The organism is Ornithinimicrobium kibberense (assembly GCF_006519705.1).
GTDB lineage: Bacteria > Actinomycetota > Actinomycetes > Actinomycetales > Dermatophilaceae > Ornithinicoccus > Ornithinicoccus kibberensis.
The window spans coordinates 136494-155751 of sequence record NZ_VFXM01000011.1; the positions used below are offsets into that span (position 1 = coordinate 136494).

At 73.8% G+C, this 19258-nt stretch carries 21 protein-coding genes; 10 read left to right on the forward strand and 11 right to left on the reverse strand.

Translation table 11 applies throughout. The features are described 5' to 3' along the window. Positions 1–79: 79 nt before the first annotated feature. A complete protein-coding gene (gene ypfJ / locus FJR00_RS10980; RefSeq protein ID WP_141338766.1) occupies positions 80–964 on the reverse strand; it encodes a KPN_02809 family neutral zinc metallopeptidase in 885 nt (294 codons plus the stop codon). Positions 965–1125: 161 nt separating this feature from the next. Here ypfJ and FJR00_RS10985 point away from each other — a divergent pair, with 161 nt between their 5' ends. Together FJR00_RS10985 and FJR00_RS10990 are read left to right on the forward strand one after the other, a co-directional pair. Then, positions 1126–2724, forward strand: coding sequence for an ABC-F family ATP-binding cassette domain-containing protein (locus FJR00_RS10985; protein ID WP_141338767.1), 1599 nt, complete (start codon positions 1126–1128; stop codon positions 2722–2724). Positions 2725–2773: 49 nt separating this feature from the next. Next, positions 2774–4642, forward strand: a complete 1869-nt coding sequence (locus tag FJR00_RS10990; protein ID WP_075959037.1) for an ABC transporter ATP-binding protein — start codon at positions 2774–2776, stop codon at positions 4640–4642. Positions 4643–4684: 42 nt separating this feature from the next. On the opposite strand, the gene FJR00_RS10995 is transcribed toward FJR00_RS10990, so the two are convergent. The 3 genes from FJR00_RS10995 to FJR00_RS11005 are packed head-to-tail and all read right to left on the reverse strand — an operon-like array spanning position 4685 to position 6154. Then, the gene (locus tag FJR00_RS10995; RefSeq protein ID WP_238330442.1) at positions 4685–5470 is read right to left on the reverse strand and encodes an SURF1 family cytochrome oxidase biogenesis protein; all 786 of its coding nucleotides are present in this window, start codon (positions 5468–5470) and stop codon (positions 4685–4687) included. Between the two features lie 10 nt (positions 5471–5480). Further along, positions 5481–5729, reverse strand: a complete 249-nt coding sequence (locus FJR00_RS11000; protein WP_238330443.1) for a hypothetical protein — start codon at positions 5727–5729, stop codon at positions 5481–5483. Continuing rightward, complete coding sequence (locus tag FJR00_RS11005) at positions 5726–6154, reverse strand: DUF3099 domain-containing protein (protein WP_141338768.1); 429 nt, start codon at positions 6152–6154, stop codon at positions 5726–5728. The genes FJR00_RS11000 and FJR00_RS11005 overlap by 4 nt, the downstream gene beginning before the upstream one ends. A gap of 29 nt (positions 6155–6183) precedes the next feature. Here FJR00_RS11005 and fabG point away from each other — a divergent pair, with 29 nt between their 5' ends. Together fabG and fabI are read left to right on the forward strand one after the other, a co-directional pair. Then, entirely contained in the window at positions 6184–6936 is a 753-nt protein-coding gene (gene fabG, locus FJR00_RS11010; RefSeq protein WP_075959067.1) for a beta-ketoacyl-ACP reductase, read from the forward strand. 54 nt (positions 6937–6990) lie between these two features. Beyond that, the gene (gene fabI, locus FJR00_RS11015) at positions 6991–7746 is read left to right on the forward strand and encodes an enoyl-ACP reductase FabI (protein WP_141338770.1); all 756 of its coding nucleotides are present in this window, start codon (positions 6991–6993) and stop codon (positions 7744–7746) included. Positions 7747–7811: 65 nt separating this feature from the next. Here fabI and glgC read toward each other — a convergent pair whose 3' ends face one another. Beyond that, positions 7812–9068: a glucose-1-phosphate adenylyltransferase gene (gene glgC / locus FJR00_RS11020; RefSeq protein WP_141338771.1), complete on the reverse strand. Its 1257-nt coding sequence runs from the start codon at positions 9066–9068 to the stop codon at positions 7812–7814. Positions 9069–9182: 114 nt separating this feature from the next. On the opposite strand from glgC, the gene glgA reads away from it, so the two are divergent. After that, positions 9183–10430 (forward strand): glycogen synthase, encoded by a 1248-nt coding sequence (gene glgA, locus FJR00_RS11025; RefSeq protein WP_141338772.1) that lies wholly within the window; start codon positions 9183–9185, stop codon positions 10428–10430. A 119-nt stretch (positions 10431–10549) separates the two neighbouring features. On the opposite strand, the gene FJR00_RS11030 is transcribed toward glgA, so the two are convergent. After that, positions 10550–11554 carry a hypothetical protein gene (locus tag FJR00_RS11030; RefSeq protein WP_141338773.1) on the reverse strand — a complete coding sequence of 335 codons (1005 nt, stop codon included), beginning with the start codon at positions 11552–11554 and terminating at the stop codon, positions 10550–10552. A gap of 257 nt (positions 11555–11811) precedes the next feature. Then, complete coding sequence (locus FJR00_RS11035) at positions 11812–12579, reverse strand: hypothetical protein (protein WP_181409600.1); 768 nt, start codon at positions 12577–12579, stop codon at positions 11812–11814. Positions 12580–12653: 74 nt separating this feature from the next. Here FJR00_RS11035 and FJR00_RS11040 point away from each other — a divergent pair, with 74 nt between their 5' ends. From FJR00_RS11040 to FJR00_RS11055, 4 genes are all read left to right on the forward strand, one after another. Continuing rightward, positions 12654–13493 (forward strand): ABC transporter ATP-binding protein, encoded by an 840-nt coding sequence (locus FJR00_RS11040; RefSeq protein ID WP_141338775.1) that lies wholly within the window; start codon positions 12654–12656, stop codon positions 13491–13493. Next, the gene (locus FJR00_RS11045; protein WP_141338776.1) at positions 13490–14254 is read left to right on the forward strand and encodes a sulfite exporter TauE/SafE family protein; all 765 of its coding nucleotides are present in this window, start codon (positions 13490–13492) and stop codon (positions 14252–14254) included. Before FJR00_RS11040 ends, FJR00_RS11045 begins: the two co-directional genes overlap by 4 nt. A 59-nt stretch (positions 14255–14313) precedes the next feature. Further along, positions 14314–15132 carry a TrmH family RNA methyltransferase gene (locus FJR00_RS11050; RefSeq protein WP_238330444.1) on the forward strand — a complete coding sequence of 273 codons (819 nt, stop codon included), beginning with the start codon at positions 14314–14316 and terminating at the stop codon, positions 15130–15132. Between the two features lie 71 nt (positions 15133–15203). Further along, positions 15204–15563 carry a cupin domain-containing protein gene (locus FJR00_RS11055; RefSeq protein ID WP_141338778.1) on the forward strand — a complete coding sequence of 120 codons (360 nt, stop codon included), beginning with the start codon at positions 15204–15206 and terminating at the stop codon, positions 15561–15563. Between the two features lie 18 nt (positions 15564–15581). On the opposite strand, the gene FJR00_RS11060 is transcribed toward FJR00_RS11055, so the two are convergent. After that, entirely contained in the window at positions 15582–16511 is a 930-nt protein-coding gene (locus tag FJR00_RS11060) for an exodeoxyribonuclease III (protein WP_141338779.1), read from the reverse strand. Positions 16512–16593: 82 nt separating this feature from the next. Here FJR00_RS11060 and FJR00_RS11065 point away from each other — a divergent pair, with 82 nt between their 5' ends. Next, on the forward strand, positions 16594–17292 hold the full coding sequence (locus tag FJR00_RS11065; protein ID WP_141338780.1) for a M50 family metallopeptidase: 699 nt from the start codon (positions 16594–16596) through the stop codon (positions 17290–17292). Between the two features lie 10 nt (positions 17293–17302). Here the strand turns inward: FJR00_RS11065 and FJR00_RS11070 are convergent, their stop codons facing one another. The 3 genes from FJR00_RS11070 to FJR00_RS11080 all read right to left on the reverse strand — a co-directional run bounded on the left by FJR00_RS11070 (position 17303) and on the right by FJR00_RS11080 (position 19242). After that, positions 17303–18103, reverse strand: coding sequence for a maleylpyruvate isomerase family mycothiol-dependent enzyme (locus tag FJR00_RS11070; RefSeq protein WP_141338781.1), 801 nt, complete (start codon positions 18101–18103; stop codon positions 17303–17305). Between the two features lie 66 nt (positions 18104–18169). Next, positions 18170–18715, reverse strand: coding sequence for a YbaK/EbsC family protein (locus FJR00_RS11075; protein WP_238330445.1), 546 nt, complete (start codon positions 18713–18715; stop codon positions 18170–18172). Next, the gene (locus FJR00_RS11080) at positions 18712–19242 is read right to left on the reverse strand and encodes a YbhB/YbcL family Raf kinase inhibitor-like protein (RefSeq protein ID WP_141338782.1); all 531 of its coding nucleotides are present in this window, start codon (positions 19240–19242) and stop codon (positions 18712–18714) included. The genes FJR00_RS11075 and FJR00_RS11080 overlap by 4 nt, the downstream gene beginning before the upstream one ends. Between the last annotated feature and the right edge of the window lie 16 nt (positions 19243–19258).

Genomic DNA, 19258 nt, shown 5'->3' on the forward strand with positions numbered 1-19258 from the left:
CGACACCGGGGACCAACTCCCCGCCGGCTCAGGTCATTCCGTCAACTTATGGTGATGTGCACCACTTGTTATGGGACGCTCAGGCGTCGTAGTCGTCCACGCTGCCTGCGTTGAGCACGTCGCACTGGTTCGGGTCGCCCGACTCGTAGCCGCGCATGAACCAGCCCATCCGCTGCTCGGAGGAGCCGTGCGTCCACGTGTGCGGGGTGACCTGGCCCTGCATCCGCTCCTGGATCGAGTCGTCGCCCACGGCGGCGGCCGCCGACAGCGCCGACTCGATGTCCTCACGGCTCAGCGGCTCGAGCAGCAGGTTGCCGTCGGCGTCCCGCGTGCGGGTGGCGTTGCCCGCCCAGGCCCCGGCGAAGCAGTCCGCCTGCAGCTCGACGCGGACCGCACCGGACTCCGGACCCTGCTGGTCCTGCTGGGAGGCCCGCAGCGCACCGGTCCAGTTCTGGATGTGGTGGCCGTACTCGTGGGCCAGGACGTACATCTGGCTGAAGTTGCCGCCGTCGGCCCCCAGCTGCCCCTCGAGCTGGGAGAAGAAGCCCGTGTCCAGGTAGATCGTGCGGTCCACGGGGCAGTAGAACGGGCCCACCTGGCTGCTGGCCGTCCCGCAGCCGGTGTTCACCTGGCCGGTGAAGATGATCGCCTCGGTCGTGTCGGCCTCGGGGGCCACCTGCTCCCAGTAGTCCACGAGGGAGACCATGGTGGCCTTCATCCGGCAGTCGACGTCCTCGTTGGCGTCCGCACCGGTCTGGCACTCCTCCAGCTCCACGTTCTGCGCCGAGGACGGCGCCTGGCCGCCCCCGCCGCCGAGGATCGCGCCGGGGTCGCCGCCGAAGAGCATGACGACCAGGGCGAGCAGGATGGTGCCGATGCCGCCGCCGACGGCCAGGCCGCCCCCGCCGCCACCGCCGCGTCGAACGGCGCCCGAGCCGATGTTGGCGTTCTCCCTGAAGGTCATCCGTCCCGCCTCCGCCGTGGTCCTGCGCCGGTCGGGTGAGCGGCGCCTAGCGCGTAGACTAGCCCCTGGTCACCAGGAGCACCCACGGGTAGCCGGTCGACCACCACCCCCGTTCCCCCGACCCCGTCCCGGGGTCGTCGTCGCGCCCGAGGAGAAGACGCATGATCACCGCCAGCGGCGTCGAGGTGCGCGTGGGCTCCCGGCTGCTCATGGAGGACGTCTCCTTCCGGGTCGGCCCCGGCGACCGGGTCGGCCTGGTCGGCCGCAACGGGGCCGGCAAGACGACGCTGACCCGGATCCTGGCCGGCGAGGGCGAGCCGGCCGCCGGGACCGTCGGCCGCACCGGCGACGTGGGCTACCTGCCGCAGGACCCGCGCACCGGCGACCTCGACGTCCTCGGCCGCGACCGGATCCTCTCGGCCCGCGGCCTGGACGAGGTCATCCGGGGGATGCGCCGGGCCGAGGAGGCGATGGCGCAGGGCGAGGGGGACGTGCGTGAGCAGGCGATGGCCCGCTACTCCCGGCTCGAGGCCGCGTTCACCGCCCGCGGCGGCTACGCCGCCGAGGCGGAGGCCGCCTCCGTCGCCAGCTCCCTGGGGCTGCCGGACCGCGTGCTGGGCCAGCCGCTGCGCACGCTCTCCGGCGGGCAGCGCCGCCGGATCGAGCTCGCCCGGATCCTCTTCTCCGGGGCCTCGACCCTGCTGCTGGACGAGCCGACCAACCACCTGGACGCCGACTCCGTGGTCTGGCTGCGCGACCACCTGCGCAGCTACGCCGGCGGGCTGGTCATCATCTCCCACGACGTGAACCTCATCGAGACCGTCGTCAACAAGGTCTTCTACCTGGACGCCAACCGGCAGGTGCTCGACGTCTACAACATGGGGTGGAAGGCCTACCTGGCCCAGCGGGAGGCGGACGAGCGCCGCCGGCACCGGGAGCGGGCCAACACCGAGAAGAAGGCCGCCGCCCTCATGGCCCAGGCGGACAAGATGAGGGCCAAGGCGACCAAGGCGGTGGCGGCGCAGAACATGGCCCGCCGTGCCGAGCGGATGCTCGCCGGCCTTGAGGGGGAGCGGCAGTCCGACAAGGTCGCCCGGCTGCGCTTCCCCACCCCGGCGCCGTGCGGCCGCACGCCGCTGACCGCCGAGGGCCTGTCCCGTTCCTACGGCTCGCTGGAGATCTTCACCGACGTCGACCTGGCGGTCGACCGGGGCTCCCGGGTCGTGGTCCTGGGCCTCAACGGCGCCGGCAAGACCACCCTGCTGCGCCTGCTCGCCGGGATCGACACCCCCGACACCGGCGAGGTCGTCCCGGGCCACGGGCTCAAGCTGGGCTACTACGCCCAGGAGCACGAGACCCTCGACGTGGAGCGGTCGGTCCTGGCGAACATGAAGTCCGCCGCGCCCGACCTCGACGAGACCGAGACCCGCAAGGTGCTGGGGTCCTTCCTCTTCACCGGCGACGACGTCGACAAGCCGGCCGGGGTGCTCTCCGGCGGGGAGAAGACCCGGCTGGCCCTGGCGATCCTCGTGGTGTCGGCGGCCAACGTGCTGCTCCTGGACGAGCCCACCAACAACCTCGACCCTGCCTCCCGGGAAGAAGTGCTGGCCGCGCTGCGCTCCTACGAGGGCGCGGTCGTCCTCGTCAGCCACGACGAGGGCGCGGTCCAGGCCCTGGAGCCGGAGCGGGTGCTCCTGCTCCCCGACGGGGTCGAGGACCTGTGGGGCCGGGACTACGAGGACCTGATCGCGCTGGCCTGACCGGCCACGGACGAGCGGCGCGCCCCGGCGCGCCGGAGGAGGAGCGCGGATGACCATCGGCACCGGGATGCGCGGGGGCATGACCTACCGCAGCTTCACCAAGGACCCCTCCGTGCGCGACCACCGGCTCGCCGCCGGCACCGCCCGCCGGGTGCTGGGCTACGGTCGCCCGTTCCTGCGCGAGATCGTGGTCTACCTGGCGCTGACCATCCTCGCCGGGGTCCTCGTCACCGCCGTCCCCCTGCTCCTGCGCCGGATCATCGACAACGGGGTGGAGGTCGGCGACCGCGACGTGGTGATCCGCCTCGGCCTCGTCGTCGCCGGGATCGCCTTCCTCGAGGCGCTGGTCACCGTCACCAGCCGGTGGCTGGGCTCCCGGATCGGGGAGGGGCTGATCCTCGACCTGCGCGCCGAGGTCTTCTCCCACGTCCTGCGCCAGCCGATCGCCTTCTTCACCCGGGCCCAGACCGGGGCGCTGGTCAGCCGGCTCAACAGCGACGTCATCGGGGCCCAGACCGCGTTCACCTCGATCCTGTCCGGCCTCGTCAGCAACGTGGTCCAGCTGGTCCTCATCCTGGCGGCGCTGCTGTCGATGAGCTGGCAGATCACGGTGCTGGCGCTGCTGCTGCTGCCGATCTTCCTCGTGCCGGCCCGGTTCATGGGCGCCCGGCTCTCGGCCCTGACCCGCCGGCAGATGGGCCTCAACGCCGACATGCACACCCGGATGACCGAGCGGTTCAACGTGGCCGGCGCCCTGCTCGTGCGCCTCTTCGGGCGCCCCGAGGAGGAGGACGAGCAGTATGCGGTGCGCGCCCGGGGGGTGCGGGACGCCGGGGTGGCCATCGCCGTCAACCGCGTCGTCTTCATGGCCGGCCTGGGGCTGGTCGCCTCGCTGGCCACCGCGCTCGTCTACGGGATGGGCGGGCTGATGGCCGTGGCCGGCGAGCTGACCGTGGGCACCCTCGTGGCCATGGCCGCGCTCCTGTCCCGGCTCTACGGCCCGCTCACCGCCCTGTCCAACGTCCGCGTCGACATCATGACCGCCCTGGTGTCCTTCGAGCGGATCTTCGAGGTGCTCGACCTGCAGCCGCTCGTGCGCGAGGCGCAGGACCCGGTCGACATCCCCGAGGGACCCGTCGGCGTCACCCTGGAGGACGTCTCCTTCGCCTACCCGGCGGCCGAGGAGGTGTCCCTGGCCTCGCTGGAGCAGCGTCCGGAGGCGGAGACCCTGGACGGCCGCCCGGTGCTGGAGCACCTCGACGTGCGCGTGCCGGCGGGCTCGATGGTGGCCCTGGTGGGCCCCTCGGGCGCCGGCAAGACGACGCTGACCAACCTCGTCGCCCGGCTGCACGACCCCACCTCCGGCACGGTCCGGATCGGTGGCGTGGACCTGCGCGAGGCGTCGATGGAGTCGTTGCGCCGCACCGTGGGCGTGGTCACCCAGGAGGCGCACATGTTCAACGACACCGTGCGCGTCAACCTGCTCTACGCCCGCCCCTCGGCCACCGAGGACGAGCTGTGGGAGGCCCTGCGCGGCGCCCGGATCGAGGAGCTCGTGCGCCGGCTCCCGGACGGGCTGGAGACCGTCGTGGGCGACCGGGGCCACCGGCTCTCCGGCGGCGAGAAGCAGCGGCTCGCGATCGCCCGCCTGCTGCTGAAGTCACCCTCCGTCGTGGTGCTCGACGAGGCCACCGCCCACCTGGACAGCGAGTCCGAGGCCGCCGTGCAGCGGGCCCTGGACCAGGCGCTGGCCGGCCGGACCTCGATGGTCATCGCCCACCGGCTCTCCACCGTGCGTGACGCCGACCTCATCCTCGTGCTCCAGCACGGGCGGGTGGTCCAGCGGGGCACCCACGAGCAGCTGCTCGCCGAGGGCGGTCTCTACCGCGCCCTGCACGACACCCAGTTCAGGGAGTGACCCCGCACGCGCGCCCGGCCGGCGCGGTCCGGGCCTGGCGGCTCAGGCGTCCTCCTCGTCCCAGATCCGGACCTTGCGCGGGCGTGGCTGCCGGGGCGCGGCCGTCCCGGCCGCCTCCTGCTCCTCGCGCGCCGTCTGGCGGGCCATGACGAGGACGAGCACCAGCCCCACGGGGACAGTCAGCCACCACTGCAGGGCGTACGCGAAGTGCGAGCCGAGCCGGGTGTCCGGCCGGGGGAGGGCGGCGGGCCGCTCCGCAGGGGCAGGCTCCTCGTCCTCCAGGATCAGGTAGGCCCCCACGAGCGGCTGCCCCGTCGCCTCGGCCAGCCCGGGCAGGTCGATCGAGGCCAGCTGCCCGGCGGGCAGGTCCCGGCCCAGGTCGGGCTCGGACGGGCGCAGCCACCCGGTCACCGTCACCGGCCCCGCCGGCGGGTCCGGGACCTCCGGGACGGTCGCTGCCGTCTCCGCGTTCCGGACCCACCCGCGGTCGACCGCCACCGCGGTGCCTTCGACCGTCTCCAGGGGGACGAGCACCTCGTAGCCGAAGACGCCCTGGTAGGGCCGGTTGCGCACGAGGTGCTGGTCGGACGCGGCATACCTGCCCTCCACCTCGACGCGCCGCCACTCCTGGTCCGGCGGCAGCGTCCCGCCGGGGCGCAGGACCTCGGTCAGGGGCACGGCGGGGGCGTCGTAGTTGGCCTCGACGAGGTCGCGGCGCTCGACCTTCTCCTCGTGGCGCTGCCACTGCCAGGCGCCCAGGCCGCTCGTGACCACGCCGAACAGCACGGCGAGCAGGAGGTAGGCGATCCACCGGGGTCGCCGCAGCACGGAGAGCACCTCAGCCGTCCGCCTCCGTGAGGTCCTCCACGGGGACCACGTCGATGAGGAAGCCGCGCAGCTGGACGAAGTCGCGCAGGGAGTCCCGGTGGTCGGGGCAGGCGAGCCACACCTTGCGACGGTCGGCGGTGTGCAGCCGGGGGTTGCGCCAGCGGACGGCCGCCACCGCACGGGCCCGGCAGCCCTTGGCGCTGCACACCAGCCGGTCCTCGGGGAGGTGGCCGGGCACGCGGAGGGGGCCGGTGCTCACGAGGCCTCCCGGTGCTCCGGGTCGTCCGCCGGACGCCGCGAGACCACGGTGCCCACGATCGGCCCGTCGTCGGACCTCGCGGGAGGGCGGTCGTCGTCCTCGTCGGCCGGGACGGGCCCGGCGCTCAGCCCCTGCACGGGGGACCGCGGCGCCGGTCCGGTGACCGAGGCACGCCGGTCCACCGCGTTGGCCAGCATCACCGCGATCGAGGGCAGCACGGCGGCCGCCACGACGAGCAGCGCGCCGACGACGTACCACTCCGAGACGATCGCCCACACCGCCAGCGGGAAGGAGATCGTGCGGAAGCCCATCGCCAGCAGGTAGCTGCGCATCCGCCGACGCCGGTCGGCCTCGACCGAGGGCCCGGCCGAGGTCACCGCCTGGACGGGGCGGCGCGAGGGGCCGGGGCGGGACGGGGTGGGCACCGCTCCACGATACGACTACGGTGGCGTCCGTGACTGCTCCCGCCCCCACGCCCGAGCCCGCCGACAGCTCCGCCCAGCCCCAGGCCGTCCTGGTCACCGGCGGCAACCGGGGCATCGGCCTGGCCATCGCCCGCGCCTTCGCCGAGGACGGCCACGACGTCGTCGTCACCCACCGCAGCGGCGAGCCGCCGGAGGGACTGCGGGGCGTGCGGTGCGAGGTCACCGACAGCGAGAGCGTCGACGCGGCGTTCACCGAGGCCGAGCAGCTCCTCGGCCGGCCGGTGCAGGTGCTCGTGGCCAACGCGGGCATCACCCGGGACGGGCTGCTCATGCGGATGAGCGACGAGGACTTCGAGGCGGTGGTGGACACCAACCTCGCCGGCGCCTTCCGCTGCGCCCGCCGCGCGGTCAAGGGGATGATCCGGGCCCGCGCCGGGCGGATCATCCTCGTCTCCTCCGTGGTCGGGCTCCTGGGCTCCGCGGGGCAGACCAACTACGCCGCCTCCAAGGCCGGGCTGGTCGGCCTGGCCCGGTCGATCACCCGCGAGCTGGGTGGACGCGGCATCACCGCCAACGTGGTCGCCCCCGGCTTCGTCCGCACCGAGATGACCGACGAGCTGTCCGAGGACCTGCAGAAGACCTACCTCTCGCAGATCCCGGCGGGCCGGTTCGCCACGCCCGAGGAGGTCGCGCGCGTGGTGCGCTTCCTGGCCGGCCCGGAAGCGGCATACATCAGCGGTGCGGTGATCCCCGTGGACGGCGGCCTGGGGATGGGGCACTGACGACGCCTCCGCGCCTCCGACGACCGGGGCCGGGCACGCACTAGAGTCTCGCCCATGCTCCTCGACGGCAAGAAGATCCTCGTCACCGGTGTCCTCATGGACACCTCCATCGCCTTCCACGTGGCCCGGCTGGCGCAGGAGCAGGGGGCGCAGGTCGTGCTGACCTCCTTCGGCCGCACCTTCCGGATCACCCAGACGATCGCCAAGCGGCTCCCGCAGCCGGCGCCGGTGATCGAGCTGGACGTCACCGACACCGAGCACCTCGACACGCTCGCCGAGCGGCTGGGCGAGCACGTCGACCACCTCGACGGCGTGCTGCACTCCATCGGCTTCGCCCCCAAGGGCGCCTTCGACTTCATGCAGGCGCCGTGGGAGGACGTCGCGACCGCCGTGCGGGTCAGCGCCTACTCGCTCAAGGCGCTCGCCGCCGCCTGCCTGCCGCGGATGGGGGAGGGCGGCTCGGTGGTCGGGCTGACCTTCGACGCGCAGTACGCCTGGCCGATGTACGACTGGATGGGCGTGGCCAAGGCCGCCTTCGAGGCGACCAGCCGCTACCTGGCCCGCGACCTCGGCCCGCAGGGCATCCGGTCCAACCTCGTCTCGGCCGGCCCCATCGCCACGACGGCCGCCAAGTCGATCCCGGACTTCGAGCAGTTCGCCAGGTGGGGCGAGCACGCGCCGCTGGGCTGGGACGTCAAGGACCCGGTGCCCGCTGCGCAGGCGTGCGTGGCGCTGCTGTCCGACTGGTTCCCGGCGACGACGGGCGAGATCGTGCACGTCGACGGCGGCTACCACGCCACCGGGTTCTGACCGGGGTGCTGGCCCAGGTTTCCGGCCTGGGCCGGTCGGCCTGACCGGGATCCGGTCAGGAGGCCTCAGCCCTCGATGATCGTCCCCTTGCCGACCACGGTGATCCCGGAGTCGGTGACGGTGAACCCGCGGGCCAGGTCCTGGTCGCGGTCCACGCCGATGTGCACGCCGGCGGGGACGAAGACGCCCTTGTCGAGGATCGCCCGGTGGATCTGGCAGGACCGGCCGATCTCCACCCCGTCCATGAGGACCGACCGGGTGACGTGGCTGAAGCTGTGCACCTTGACCCGCGGCGAGAGCACCGAGTCGCTGACCGTGGACCCGGAGATGACGCAGCCGGGGGAGACGGCGGAGTTGACGGCGTGGCCGATGCGGTCGCCGGAGCCGTGCACGAACTTGGCCGGCGGCTGCGGGCCGTAGTTGGTGTAGATCGGCCAGGCCTCGTTGTAGATGTTGAACACCGGGTGCACCGAGACCAGGTCCATGTGGGCGTCGTAGTAGGAGTCGATCGTCCCCACGTCGCGCCAGTAGCCGCGGTCCCGGTCGGTCGCGCCGGGGATGTCGTTGTCCTTGAAGTCGTAGACCCAGCCGTCGCCGGCCCGCACGAACGCCGGGACGATGTCCCCGCCCATGTCGTGCGAGGAGTCCTCGTCCTGGGAGTCCTCGACCACCGCGCGCTCCAGGGCGTCGGCGGTGAAGACGTAGTTGCCCATGGAGGCGAGCACCTCGTCGGGGTTGTCCGGCAGCCCCTCCGGCGACTCCGGCTTCTCCAGGAACTCCTTGATCCGGCGCGGGTCGTCGGCGTCGACCTCGATGACGCCGAACTGGTTGGCCAGCGAGATCGGCTGGCGGATCGCGGCGACCGTGCAGTCGGCCCCGCTCTCCACGTGCTGGGCCACCATCTGGGAGAAGTCCATCCGGTAGACGTGGTCGGCCCCCACGACGACAACGATGTCGGGCTTCTCGTCGTGCATGAGGTTCAGGCTCTGGTAGATCGCGTCGGCCGAGCCGGCGAACCACTGCTTGCCGACCCGCTGCTGGGCCGGCACCGGGGCGACGTAGTTGCCCAGCAGGGTCGACATGCGCCACGTCTTGGTGATGTGCGCGTCGAGGGAGTGCGACTTGTACTGCGTCAGCACGACGACCTTGAGGTAGCCGGAGTTGACGATGTTGGACAGGGCGAAGTCGATGAGCCGGTAGATCCCCCCGAAGGGGACCGCGGGCTTGGCCCGGTCGGCCGTCAGCGGCATCAGCCGCTTGCCCTCCCCGCCGGCCAGGACGATCGCCAGGACCTTGAGACGCGAACCGCGCTGCGCTGCCATGACACGACCCTATGGCCTTTGGCCGACCCTTGGCGAGGGGGGCGGCCTCCCCGGCGCGCGGACCGCATACCCGCACCCCTGTCCCCCCGCGGCCCGCACCACTAGGTTGGTGGTGTGCGCATCGACATCCTGACCCGCGAGTACCCGCCCCACATCTACGGAGGAGCCGGTGTGCATGTCGCCGAGCTCACCCGGGCCCTGCGCAGCCTGGAGGGGGTGAAGGTGCAGGTGCGTGCCTTCGACGACCCGGTGGAGGAGGAGGGCACGACGGGGTATGCCGTGCCCGCCGGCCTCGAGGAGGCCAACGGGGCGCTGCGGACCCTGGGGGTGGACCTGCTCATGGCCCGGGACGTGGCCGGGGGTGGCGCCGACCTGGTCCACTCGCACACCTGGTACGCCAACATGGGCGGCCACCTCGGCGGAATGCTGGCCGGCATCCCGCACGTGGTCAGCGCGCACAGCCTGGAGCCGCTGCGCCCATGGAAGGCCGAGCAGCTGGGGGGTGGCTACGGCATCAGCTCGATGGCCGAGAAGGTCGCCTACGAGGGGGCGGCCGGGATCGTGGCCGTCTCGGCGGGCATGCGCCGCGACATCCTGGCGGCCTACCCCTCGGTCGACCCCGACAAGGTGCACGTGGTGCACAACGGCATCGACAGCGAGCTGTGGCGGCGGGACACCTCCGAGAAGGCCGCGGAGTTCGTCCGGTCCCAGGGCCTGGACCCGCAGGCGCGCACGGCGGTGTTCCTGGGCCGGATCACCCGGCAGAAGGGGCTGCCCTACCTGCTGCGGGCCCTGCGCGCGGTCGACGACGACGTGCAGATCGTCCTGCTGGCCGGTGCCCCCGACACGAAGGAGATCGAGGCCGAGGTCGTCGGCCTGGTCGACCAGCTGCGCGCCGACCGGGGCGAGGGGGCCGCTCCCGTCGTGTGGATCGGCGAGATGCTGCCGCGGGAGAAGGTGATCGCGGTCCTCTCGCACGCGACCGTCTTCCTGTGCCCGTCGGTCTACGAGCCGCTGGGGATCGTCAACCTCGAGGCCATGGCCTGCGGGGCACCGGTCGTGGCCACGGCCACCGGCGGCATCCCCGAGGTCGTCCTCGACGGCGAGACCGGCTGGCTGGTCCCGATCGAGCAGGTCTCCGACGGCACCGGCACGCCCGTCGACGAGGACGCCTTCGTCGCCGACCTGGGCCAGGCCATGGTCGCCGCCCTGTCCGACCCCGAGGAGGCCGCCCGGCGCGGGGAGGCTGGCCGCCGGCGGGCCGTCGAGCAGTTCGCCTGGACGACCATCGCCGAGCGCACGGTCGAGGTCTACCGCGCCGTCCTGGAGGGCCGCGCCCCCCAGCTGCCCGAGCTGGGGTAGCTCCTCGCGGCCCGGGCGGCTACCGGCCCGGCGTGTCGCGCACTGTGCACGTTCAGCTGCGGCGTGTCCCGTGCCCTGGCACCGATCTCGCAACAAGGCACCGCCTCCGAGACGAACCGTCAGGCTCCGATCTCGCGCTGCCGCACGTGGATCCGGGACAGGTCGCGCCCGAGGTTCTGCCGGACGACCGTGCGGATCCGCTCCAGGACCTCCTCCGGTCGCCGGGTGATGCTCGACGGCGTCACCGGGACCACGACGATCCCGTGCTCGACGTAGGTGGCGTCCTTCTCGACCGTGGCCGACCACAGGTCCCGCCCCTCGTCGTCGTAGCCGCTGTGGTGCTGGCGGGAGTGCACCTGCACCGCCACCCCGGCGGAGGCGAAGTAGCCGTCCGGGCACCCGATCACCTGTCCGTCCGGCATCGTGAGGACCGGGTTGAGGAGATAGGGTGGCAGGTCGGCGGCAGCACGGACGAGCTCGGCGAGACCTGCCTCGGGGACGCTCCACGCGCCCTCGGTGAACTCCTGGAGTGCGGCCCGGACCGTCCGCAGACCTCTCGTCGACCGCTGGGCCAGCTCGTCGTGGAGCAGCCTCGGGTGCGTCAGCCTTCGCTGCAGCGCGGCGATCGTCGTCGACCGCAGCGCTTCTCCGGTCAGACCCTGGAGCACGGCGGCGTCGCAGAGGGCCCACGCGACCGTCGTGACCGGGAGGCCTTCCCAGTGCCGTGCCACCTGGACCGGACGGGTCGTGCGCCTCGTGGCCACGTCAGCCTGCCTGCGGGCTCGTCGGGTGCACGGCACCAGGAACAGGCAGTTCCCCAGGGGGCTGACCGGCAGGCCGTAGCGGTCCAGGGCCACCCGTCCGGTCAGCACCGCTCCGTCCCCGGCCCACAGGTGGGCGGCGACGAGGCGGTCGTCCGGACCCATCGGCCCACGGTGCGGGGCGAAGACACCCGGGTAGACGCGCTGGATGGTCCGTCCCTGCGCGTGCCGGATCGCGTCCCCCGACCAGCCGGCGTCCCGCAGCTGGAGGGAGGTCGCCAGGCCACGCTGGTGGTCCAGGTGAGGAAACGTCCGGGTCACGCCCACACGTGGCCGGGACCGGACGGGTTCGTCGTCGGGCATGACGGCGATGGTGCTGGGCCGCCTGCGGCTGGGTCAGTCTGCCGCCGACGCTGTGGAAGAGGTGCGCTGGCGTCTCGACCATGTGCAGGCCTGGCTGCTGCAGGTCCTGTGCTGCGCCGACGGTGCTCAGGCCCGCGACACGCCGCAACGCTTCCGCACAGTGCACGACACGCCGGGGCGGGGGGGCGGGATTGCTGCGGCCGACGAGACGCCGGGGCGGGATGAGGCACGGCCGCCGAGACGCCGGGCCGGTCTCCCTACGACCGGTAGGCCAGGTGCAGGGCTGCGGCGTTGGTCGCGTCGGCGAGCGCCGTGGTGGCCCGGCCCTGCAACCGGCGGAGCACCTCGGCCCGGGCGGCCGTCGTCGCCGCGTCGAGCGACCCGGTCACCGCGTCCAGGCCCGCGTCGGCCAGGCGCAGCACGGTGCCGGCCAGGTCGATCACCCGCAGGGCCCGCGGGGGCAGCCCGTCCGGGAGCCCCCAGCTGCCGGCACCGTCCCTGACCGCCCTGGCGCGGGCGGCCCCACGGTCGGCGTGGGGGCCGAAGGGCGGTGCCCCGGCACGGAGCAGCTCCTCGGTCGACCCGGCCAGGGCGGTCCGCAGCCCCAGCTCGATCTGCCCCAGGTCCAGGGCCTCGATCCGGTGGGTCGGCACCGGCTCGGCCGGGTAGGCGGTCCACCGGGCCGACCACCCCTGGTCGCCCTCGGGGCCGAACGTCTCCAGGGTCGGGACCAGCGCCCCGCCGAGCTGTGGCACGAAGACGCACTCCTGGGCCCGGGTGGCGGCGTCGACGAGCTCGACCGGGCCCCGCGGCATACCCGCCACGTCACCGGGGCGGGGGAGCGCCACGAGCACCGCCCGCTCCCCGAGGGAGGCCCACAGCCGCATCCCCTCGACCAGGCCGCTGACCTCGTCGACGTCGGGCAGGGCCCGGCGCGGCAGCTCGTCGACGGGCACCCGCCCCTGCAGGGCGCCGGTGCCCCACAGGGCGACGCGGACGCCGGCGGGCAGCTCGTGCTCGGACACGGCCCCGATGGTATGCCGCGACCACCCGCGGGGCGGCGCGGCACCGCGTTCAGGGGTGACTAGAGTGGCGCACCATGAGCGATGTCCTCGAATTCGCCGGAGTCGGCGTGCGCCGCGGGACGACCGACCTGCTCAGGGACGTCGACTGGTCGATCGAGGAGGGGGAGCGCTGGGTCGTCATCGGCCCCAACGGTGCCGGCAAGACCACCCTGCTGCAGCTGGCCGCCGCCCGGATGCACCCCACGACCGGCGTGGCCGGCGTGCTCGGCGAGGTGCTGGGCACGGTCGACGTCTTCGAGCTCCGTCCGCGGATCGGCGTCTCCAGCGCGGCCGTGGCCGACCGGATCCCCGACGAGGAGCGGGTCAGCGACGTCGTCGTCACCGCCGCCTACGGGGTGCTGGGCCGGTGGCGGGAGGAGTACGACGCCGCCGACGAGCAGCGGGCCGCCGAGCTGCTCGAGGCACTGGGCGTCGCCCACCTCTCCCGGCGTCGTTTCGGCACGCTCTCCGAGGGTGAGCGCAAGCGCGTGCAGATCGCCCGGGCGCTGATGACCGACCCCGAGCTCATGCTGCTCGACGAGCCCGCCGCCGGCCTCGACCTGCGCGGCCGGGAGGACCTCGTGGGGCGTCTGAGCCTGCTCGCCGAGGACCTCGAGGCGCCGGCCATGGTGCTGGTGACCCACCACGTCGAGGAGATCCCGCCGGGGTTCACCGACATCCTCATGCTGCGGGACGGCGGCGTGGTCGCGGCGGGGCCGATCGAGGTGACCCTGACGGCGGAGAACCTCTCGGCGACCTTCGGCATCCCGCTCGTCGTCGACCGGCACGGGCGACGCTGGTCGGCCCGGGCCCAGCAGCCGGAGGCGACCACGGACGGCCGGCAGACGCGCCCCGAGGAGCCGACCGCCCGGTGAGCGTCTGGGAGATCCTCGCCATCGTCCTGGCGGGGCTGGCCGCCGGGACCATCAACACCATCGTCGGCTCGGGCACGCTCGTGACCTTCCCGACCCTGCTGTTCTTCGGCTACCCCCCCGTGTCGGCCAACATCTCCAACAGCCTCGGCCTCGTGCCCGGCGGCATCACCGGGGCCTGGGGCTACCGGCACGAGCTGCGCACGCTCGGACCCATGCTGCGCCGGCTGGCCCCGGCCTCCCTGGTGGGCTCCGTCATGGGTGCGCTGCTGCTGCTCGTGCTGCCGCCGGCCGCGTTCGAGGCGATCGTGCCCGTCCTCATCTTCCTGGCACTGCTGCTGGTCGTCTTCGGCCCGCGACTGTCGGCCTGGGCCGCCCGGCACCACGCCGACCGGATCACCCCCGGCCGGTGGGTCGTCCTGCTGCTGGGCATCCTCGTGGCGGGGATGTACGGCGGCTACTTCGGCGCGGCCCAAGGCGTCCTGCTGCTCGGCATCATGAGCATCCTGCTGCCGCTGGGGATCCAGCAGATCAACGGGATCAAGAACGTGCTCGGCATGATCGTCAACTTCGTCGCCGCCGTCGTCTTCATCATCGTCGCCCCCGGCACGGTCAACTGGACGATCGTGCTCCTCATCAGCATCGGCTCGCTCGTCGGCGGCGTCGTCGGGGCGCGGGTCGGCCGGGCCATGCCGCCGGCGCTGCTGCGGGCCGTGATCGTCGTCATCGGCTCGGTCGCCATCGTCAACCTGCTGCTGACCTGATGACGCCCGCAGAGCCGCCCCTCGGTCCACCGGCGGAGCCACCGCACCTTCCTCCCGGCGTGACCTGGATCGAGGACCCGGACGACCCCCGCGTCCGCGACTACCTGCACCTGACCGACGTCGCCCTGCGGCGTGTCCTCGAGCCGGCCGAGGGTCTCTACCTGGCCGAGTCGGACAAGGTCATCACCCGCGCCCTCGAGGCGGGCCACCGGATGCGGTCGCTGCTGCTGACCCCCCGGTGGGTCGAGGACCTGGCCCAGCTGGTCTCCCCGGCCGTCGCCGCCGGGACCCCGGTCCTCGTGGCCAGCCCCGCCGTCGTGCGCACGATGACCGGCTTCCACCTGCACCGGGGCGCCATCGCCGCGATGCACCGCCCCCAGCTGCCGACGCTGGCGGACGTGCTGGCCGGTGCCCGCCGGGTCGCCGTGCTCGAGGACGTCGTCGACCACACCAACGTCGGGGCGGCCTTCCGCTCGGCCGCCGCCCTGGGCGTGGACGCCGTGCTCGTCACCCCACGCTGCGCCGACCCCCTCTACCGACGGTCGGTCCGGGTGTCGATGGGCACCGTCTTCCAGGTCCCGTGGACCCGGGTAGAGCCCTGGCCCGGCGGCGTCCGGAGCCTGCAGGAGGCCGGCTTCACCGTGGCCGCGCTCGCCCTCGCCGACGACGCCGTTCCCCTCGACCGGCTCGCGGCCGACCCGCCGGACCGGCTCGCCCTCGTGCTGGGCACCGAGGGCGACGGCCTGTCCCGCCGGACGGTGGAGGCCGCCGACGTGGTCGTGCGCATCCCCATGGGCGGCGGCGTGGACAGCCTCAACGTGGCCGCCGCCTCGGCCGTGGCCTTCTGGGCGCTGCGACCCGAGGAGCCGGCTCCCTGAACCCTTGACGGTGCTCCGGCGCCGGGCGGACACTGGACCGGTCGGAGCCACCCGCACCCAGGGGGTCTGCCATGGACGGCACCCGCAGCCCGGACGCTGACGACCCGGTCGTCACCGACCCGGACAAGTACCACGTGGTCCTCGAGAACGACCGTGTCCGCGTCCTGGAGTACCGCGACGACCCGGGCGCCCGGACCAGCCCGCACCGGCACCCGGACTCGGTGATGTGCACCCTGTCGACCTTCGACCGGCGCCTGCACTTCGAGGGCGGCACGCGGGACGTGCACCTGGAGACGGGGCACGTCGGCTGGCTGCCCGCCCAGGTGCACGCGGGGGAGAACACCGGCACGAGCCCGACCCACGTCCTCTTCGTCGAGCTCAAGGACTCCACGTCCACCCCGAGCACGAGTCCGGACGCCGCGCCCGCCTGACACCCGCCCCCCGCAGGCTCAGACGTCGTAGTCCACGACCACGGGGGAGTGGTCCGACAGGCGCACGCCCCGGTGGTCCCGGTCGACCACGGCCGACACCGCCGTCCGGGCCAGCCGCGGCGTGGCCAGGTGGTAGTCGATCCGCCAGCCGGCGTCCCGCTCGTAGGCCCGCCCCAGCCAGCTCCACCACGAGTACGGCCCGGCCACGTCCGGGTGCACCGAGCGCACCACGTCGACGAGCGTCCGGGGCGAGACCAAGTCCTCCATCCAGGCGCGTTCCTCCGGCAGGAACCCCTCGGAGGTCTGCGCGCGCCGCCACGCGGCCACGGCCACGTCCTGCCGCGTGTGCGCCACGTTGAGGTCGCCCAGGAGGACGAACTCCCGCCCCCGGCCGGCGGCCGCGCGCCGGCTCCTGGTCAGCTGCCGGGCGAAGGCGGCCAGAAAGCGCATCTTGCGCTCGTAGCGGGCCCCGCCGTCGGGCTTCTCCCTCATCCGGGCGGGCACCTGCAGGTGGGCGGGGAGCCCGCCCTTGGGCAGGTAGAGGCTGGCCACGGTCAGCGGCGTCCCGGGCAGGTCCAGGTCCACCTCGACGTACCGCCCCTCGTGCGCGTGCCGCGACAGCCCCCTGGCCAGGGGCACCTCGTCCGGGGCGGGCACGGTGTGCAGGTGGTCCTCGTCGGGCGCCCGGACGAGCACGTCGGCGTCCCACGTGCGCACGGCCGCCGGGGCCTCCCGGGTCAGCACCGCGACGCCGTTGCGTCCCGGCACCTGGCCCGGCTCGTAGACGACGTGGTGGTCGCCGAAGGCCCCGGCCGGCAGTGCGCCCAGCGGGCAGCGCACCTCCTGCAGGGCGACCACGTCGCAGCCCCGGGTGGCCAGCCAGTCACCGAACCCCCTCCGGTGGGAGGCCCGGATCCCGTTGATGTTCAGGGTGGCGACGCGCAGCACCGGACGAGGGTATGTCGTGCCCGTGCCGATGCCTTCCCCGGGGGCGCAGCGGCCACCCAGCCGGTGCTGACAGGCTGCCCCTGTGCTCGAGCAGATCTGGGAGAGGGCGCTGACCCCCCAGCCGGCCCCGTCGTCGACGGTCGTCCTCGTGGTGGCCCTGGCGGCGCTGCTGACGACCTGGAGCCCCGTCGGCTACCGCCTCGTGCGGCACCTGGTCACCCTGCTCCACGAGGCCGGGCACGCCGCCACCGGCGTCCTCGTGGGCCGGCGCGTGCACGGCATACGCCTGCACGCGGACACCTCCGGGCTGACGCTCTCGCGGGGCCGCCCGCGGGGGCCAGGAATGGTGCTCATGCTCCTCGCGGGCTACCCGGCTCCGGCGCTGGTCGGGCTCGCGGGCGCCGTGCTGCTGTCCCAGGGGTATGCCGCGGGGCTGCTCTGGACGCTGGTGCTCCTGTGCGCCGTCGTGCTGCTGCTCGTGCGCAACGTCTACGGCCTGCTCGTCGTGGTGGCGACCGGGGCGCTGGTGGCGCTGCTCTCCTGGACGGCCGAGCCGTGGCTGCTCTCCTGGCTGGCCACCGCCCTCGTGTGGGTGGTCGTCCTCGCCGCGCCCAGGTCGGTCGTGGAGCTGCAGCGGCAGCGCCGCCGGGGGGCCCGCGGCACGGACGTCGACCAGCTGGCCGCGCTCACCGGCGTGCCGGCGGTGCTGTGGGTCGCGGTGCTGTGGGCGGTGACGGTCGCGTGCCTCGGGCTGACGGGGTGGCTGCTGCTGCGGTGGTGAGGGCGGGAGGCTACTGGATCCCCTGATCGACCAGCCGGTCGACGGCTGCGACGGCGTCCTGGTCCCCGGAGAGCTCCACCGCCGACCGCGGCCCGCGCCCCCAGGCCCACAGGGCCAGGTCGCGGGCGGTGCCGGACACCGTGGCGGTGGGCAGGGCGGGGTCGGCGTCCTCCCCGGCACGCCGGGCACGGGCCATGTCGAACTCGGTCCCCGACTCCGGGCCCGTGCCGTGCCACCGGCCCACGTCGACCCGCCACCGGTCCCCGGTGTCGGTGGCCACGAGCTCGACGATCGCCGTCGAGTCGTCCTGGGCCCAGCCGGGCACGTAGCCCCACATGACGTCGACGCAGTGCTCCACCGCCCCGGCCGCGACCTCCGGGTCGAGGGGGGAGAGCGGCAGGCCGGCGGTCAGCTCCGCGTCGACCCGGTGCAGGGTGGCCTCGTAGGTCTGCATGCGGCGGGTGAAGCCGACGGTCTGGTCCGGCGGCCACCAGGACCAGCGGGGCTCCTCGTCGTCGAGCCGCGCGAGCTGCTCGAGCAGGGCCTCGGTGGCCCGGGCCCGGGCGTCGAGCAGCTCCTCGGTGGTTCCCGGGCGCGGGGGAGCGGCGGCCTCGACGGCCTCGGCACCCTCGTCGTCCCGGACGTCGTCGCGCAGGACGGCCGCCCAGAAGGCGTGGACCTCTCCCAGATGGTGCAGCAGCTGGGCGGCGTCCCAGCCCGGGCAGGTCGGCACGGGCGCGGCCGGGTCGGTGGAGGAGAGCACCTCCGCGAAGCGGTCGGACTCGGAGCGGATGACGGCCAGGCGGTCCATGACGGTCCACGCTAGCCCTGCCGGGCGGTGCCGTCGAGGGTCTCGACGGATGGAGGCCGGGCGGCTCTAGACCTCCACCGCCAGGCCGTCGACGACCTGCACCCCGGGCAGGTCTGCCGTCGCCGCGCCCGGCAGCCGCAGCTTGCTGCGCCGTACGCCGGAGCCGATGACGACGGCCTCCCGCTCCAGGACACGGGCGTCGACGAGCACGGGCCAGTCGCCGGGCAGACCCACGGGCGTGATCCCGCCGTACTCCATGCCGGTCCGGGCCACCGCGTCGTCCATGGACATGAAGGAGCACTTGCGCACGTCCAGGGCCTTGCGGACCGTCCGGTTGACGTCGGCCCGGGTGTGACCGAGCACGAGGACGGACGCCACCCGCTCCTCGCCGGCGCGCGACCCGGCCACGACGAGGCAGTTGGCCATGTCGCGCATCTCCATGCCCGTGCTGGCCACCAGGTCGGCGGTGTCGGCCAGGTCGGGGTCGATCTCGGCGACCTCGACCCGACCGACGTCCACGGTGCCGGCGGACCGCATACCCTCCAGCGCGGAGCGCACCGGGGCGGCCAGCAGGTCGGGGCGCTCCAGCGCCGGGACCCAGTCCAGCCTCACAGCTGGTAGGTGCCGGTGATCGAGCCCCGGGCCAGGACGTTGCCCAGCGTGCTGAACTGCGCCTTGGCGACCGACGTCTGGGCGTCCACCCCCGTGTCGGCGGCGTCCAGGGCCCACACGGTGAACACGTAGCGGTGGGCCGGGTCGCCCTGGGGCGGCGCGCAGCCGCCGTAGTCGCGGGTGCCGTAGTCGTTGGCCAGGGTGGTGGCGCCCTCGCCGACGGGCTGCCCGAACTCCCCGGCACCGGCCCGCAGGGACGTCACCTCTGCGGGGATGCCGGCCACCGCCCAGTGGCGGAAGCCGCCCAGCACGGGGGCGTCCGGGTCGTGGCACACGAGCAGGTAGGAGCGCGTGCCCTCGGGGGCACCGCTCCAGGACAGCTGGGGGGAGGTGTTGCCGAACCCGAAACCGGCCGTCTCCGGCAGCGGGGACCCGTCCTCGAAGTCCTCGCTGGTGACCGTCAGCTCGGCCGGGGCCTTCGGCAGGTTCTCGAGCGGGTGCGGGGGGAAGGTGCGTTCGAGGTTCATGAGCCGACCCTAACGA

Bases quoted from the DNA above. Each gene is read 5' to 3' on its own strand.
- ypfJ (WP_141338766.1), bottom strand. From the start codon at position 964: ATGACCTTCAGGGAGAACGCCAACATCGGCTCGGGCGCCGTTCGACGC.
- FJR00_RS10985 (WP_141338767.1), top strand. From the start codon at position 1,126: ATGATCACCGCCAGCGGCGTCGAGGTGCGCGTGGGCTCCCGGCTGCTC.
- FJR00_RS10990 (WP_075959037.1), top strand. From the start codon at position 2,774: ATGACCATCGGCACCGGGATGCGCGGGGGCATGACCTACCGCAGCTTC.
- fabI (WP_141338770.1), top strand. From the start codon at position 6,991: ATGCTCCTCGACGGCAAGAAGATCCTCGTCACCGGTGTCCTCATGGAC.
- glgC (WP_141338771.1), bottom strand. From the start codon at position 9,068: ATGGCAGCGCAGCGCGGTTCGCGTCTCAAGGTCCTGGCGATCGTCCTG.
- FJR00_RS11030 (WP_141338773.1), bottom strand. From the start codon at position 11,554: ATGCCCGACGACGAACCCGTCCGGTCCCGGCCACGTGTGGGCGTGACC.
- FJR00_RS11040 (WP_141338775.1), top strand. From the start codon at position 12,654: ATGAGCGATGTCCTCGAATTCGCCGGAGTCGGCGTGCGCCGCGGGACG.
- FJR00_RS11055 (WP_141338778.1), top strand. From the start codon at position 15,204: ATGGACGGCACCCGCAGCCCGGACGCTGACGACCCGGTCGTCACCGAC.
- FJR00_RS11070 (WP_141338781.1), bottom strand. From the start codon at position 18,103: ATGGACCGCCTGGCCGTCATCCGCTCCGAGTCCGACCGCTTCGCGGAG.
- FJR00_RS11080 (WP_141338782.1), bottom strand. From the start codon at position 19,242: ATGAACCTCGAACGCACCTTCCCCCCGCACCCGCTCGAGAACCTGCCG.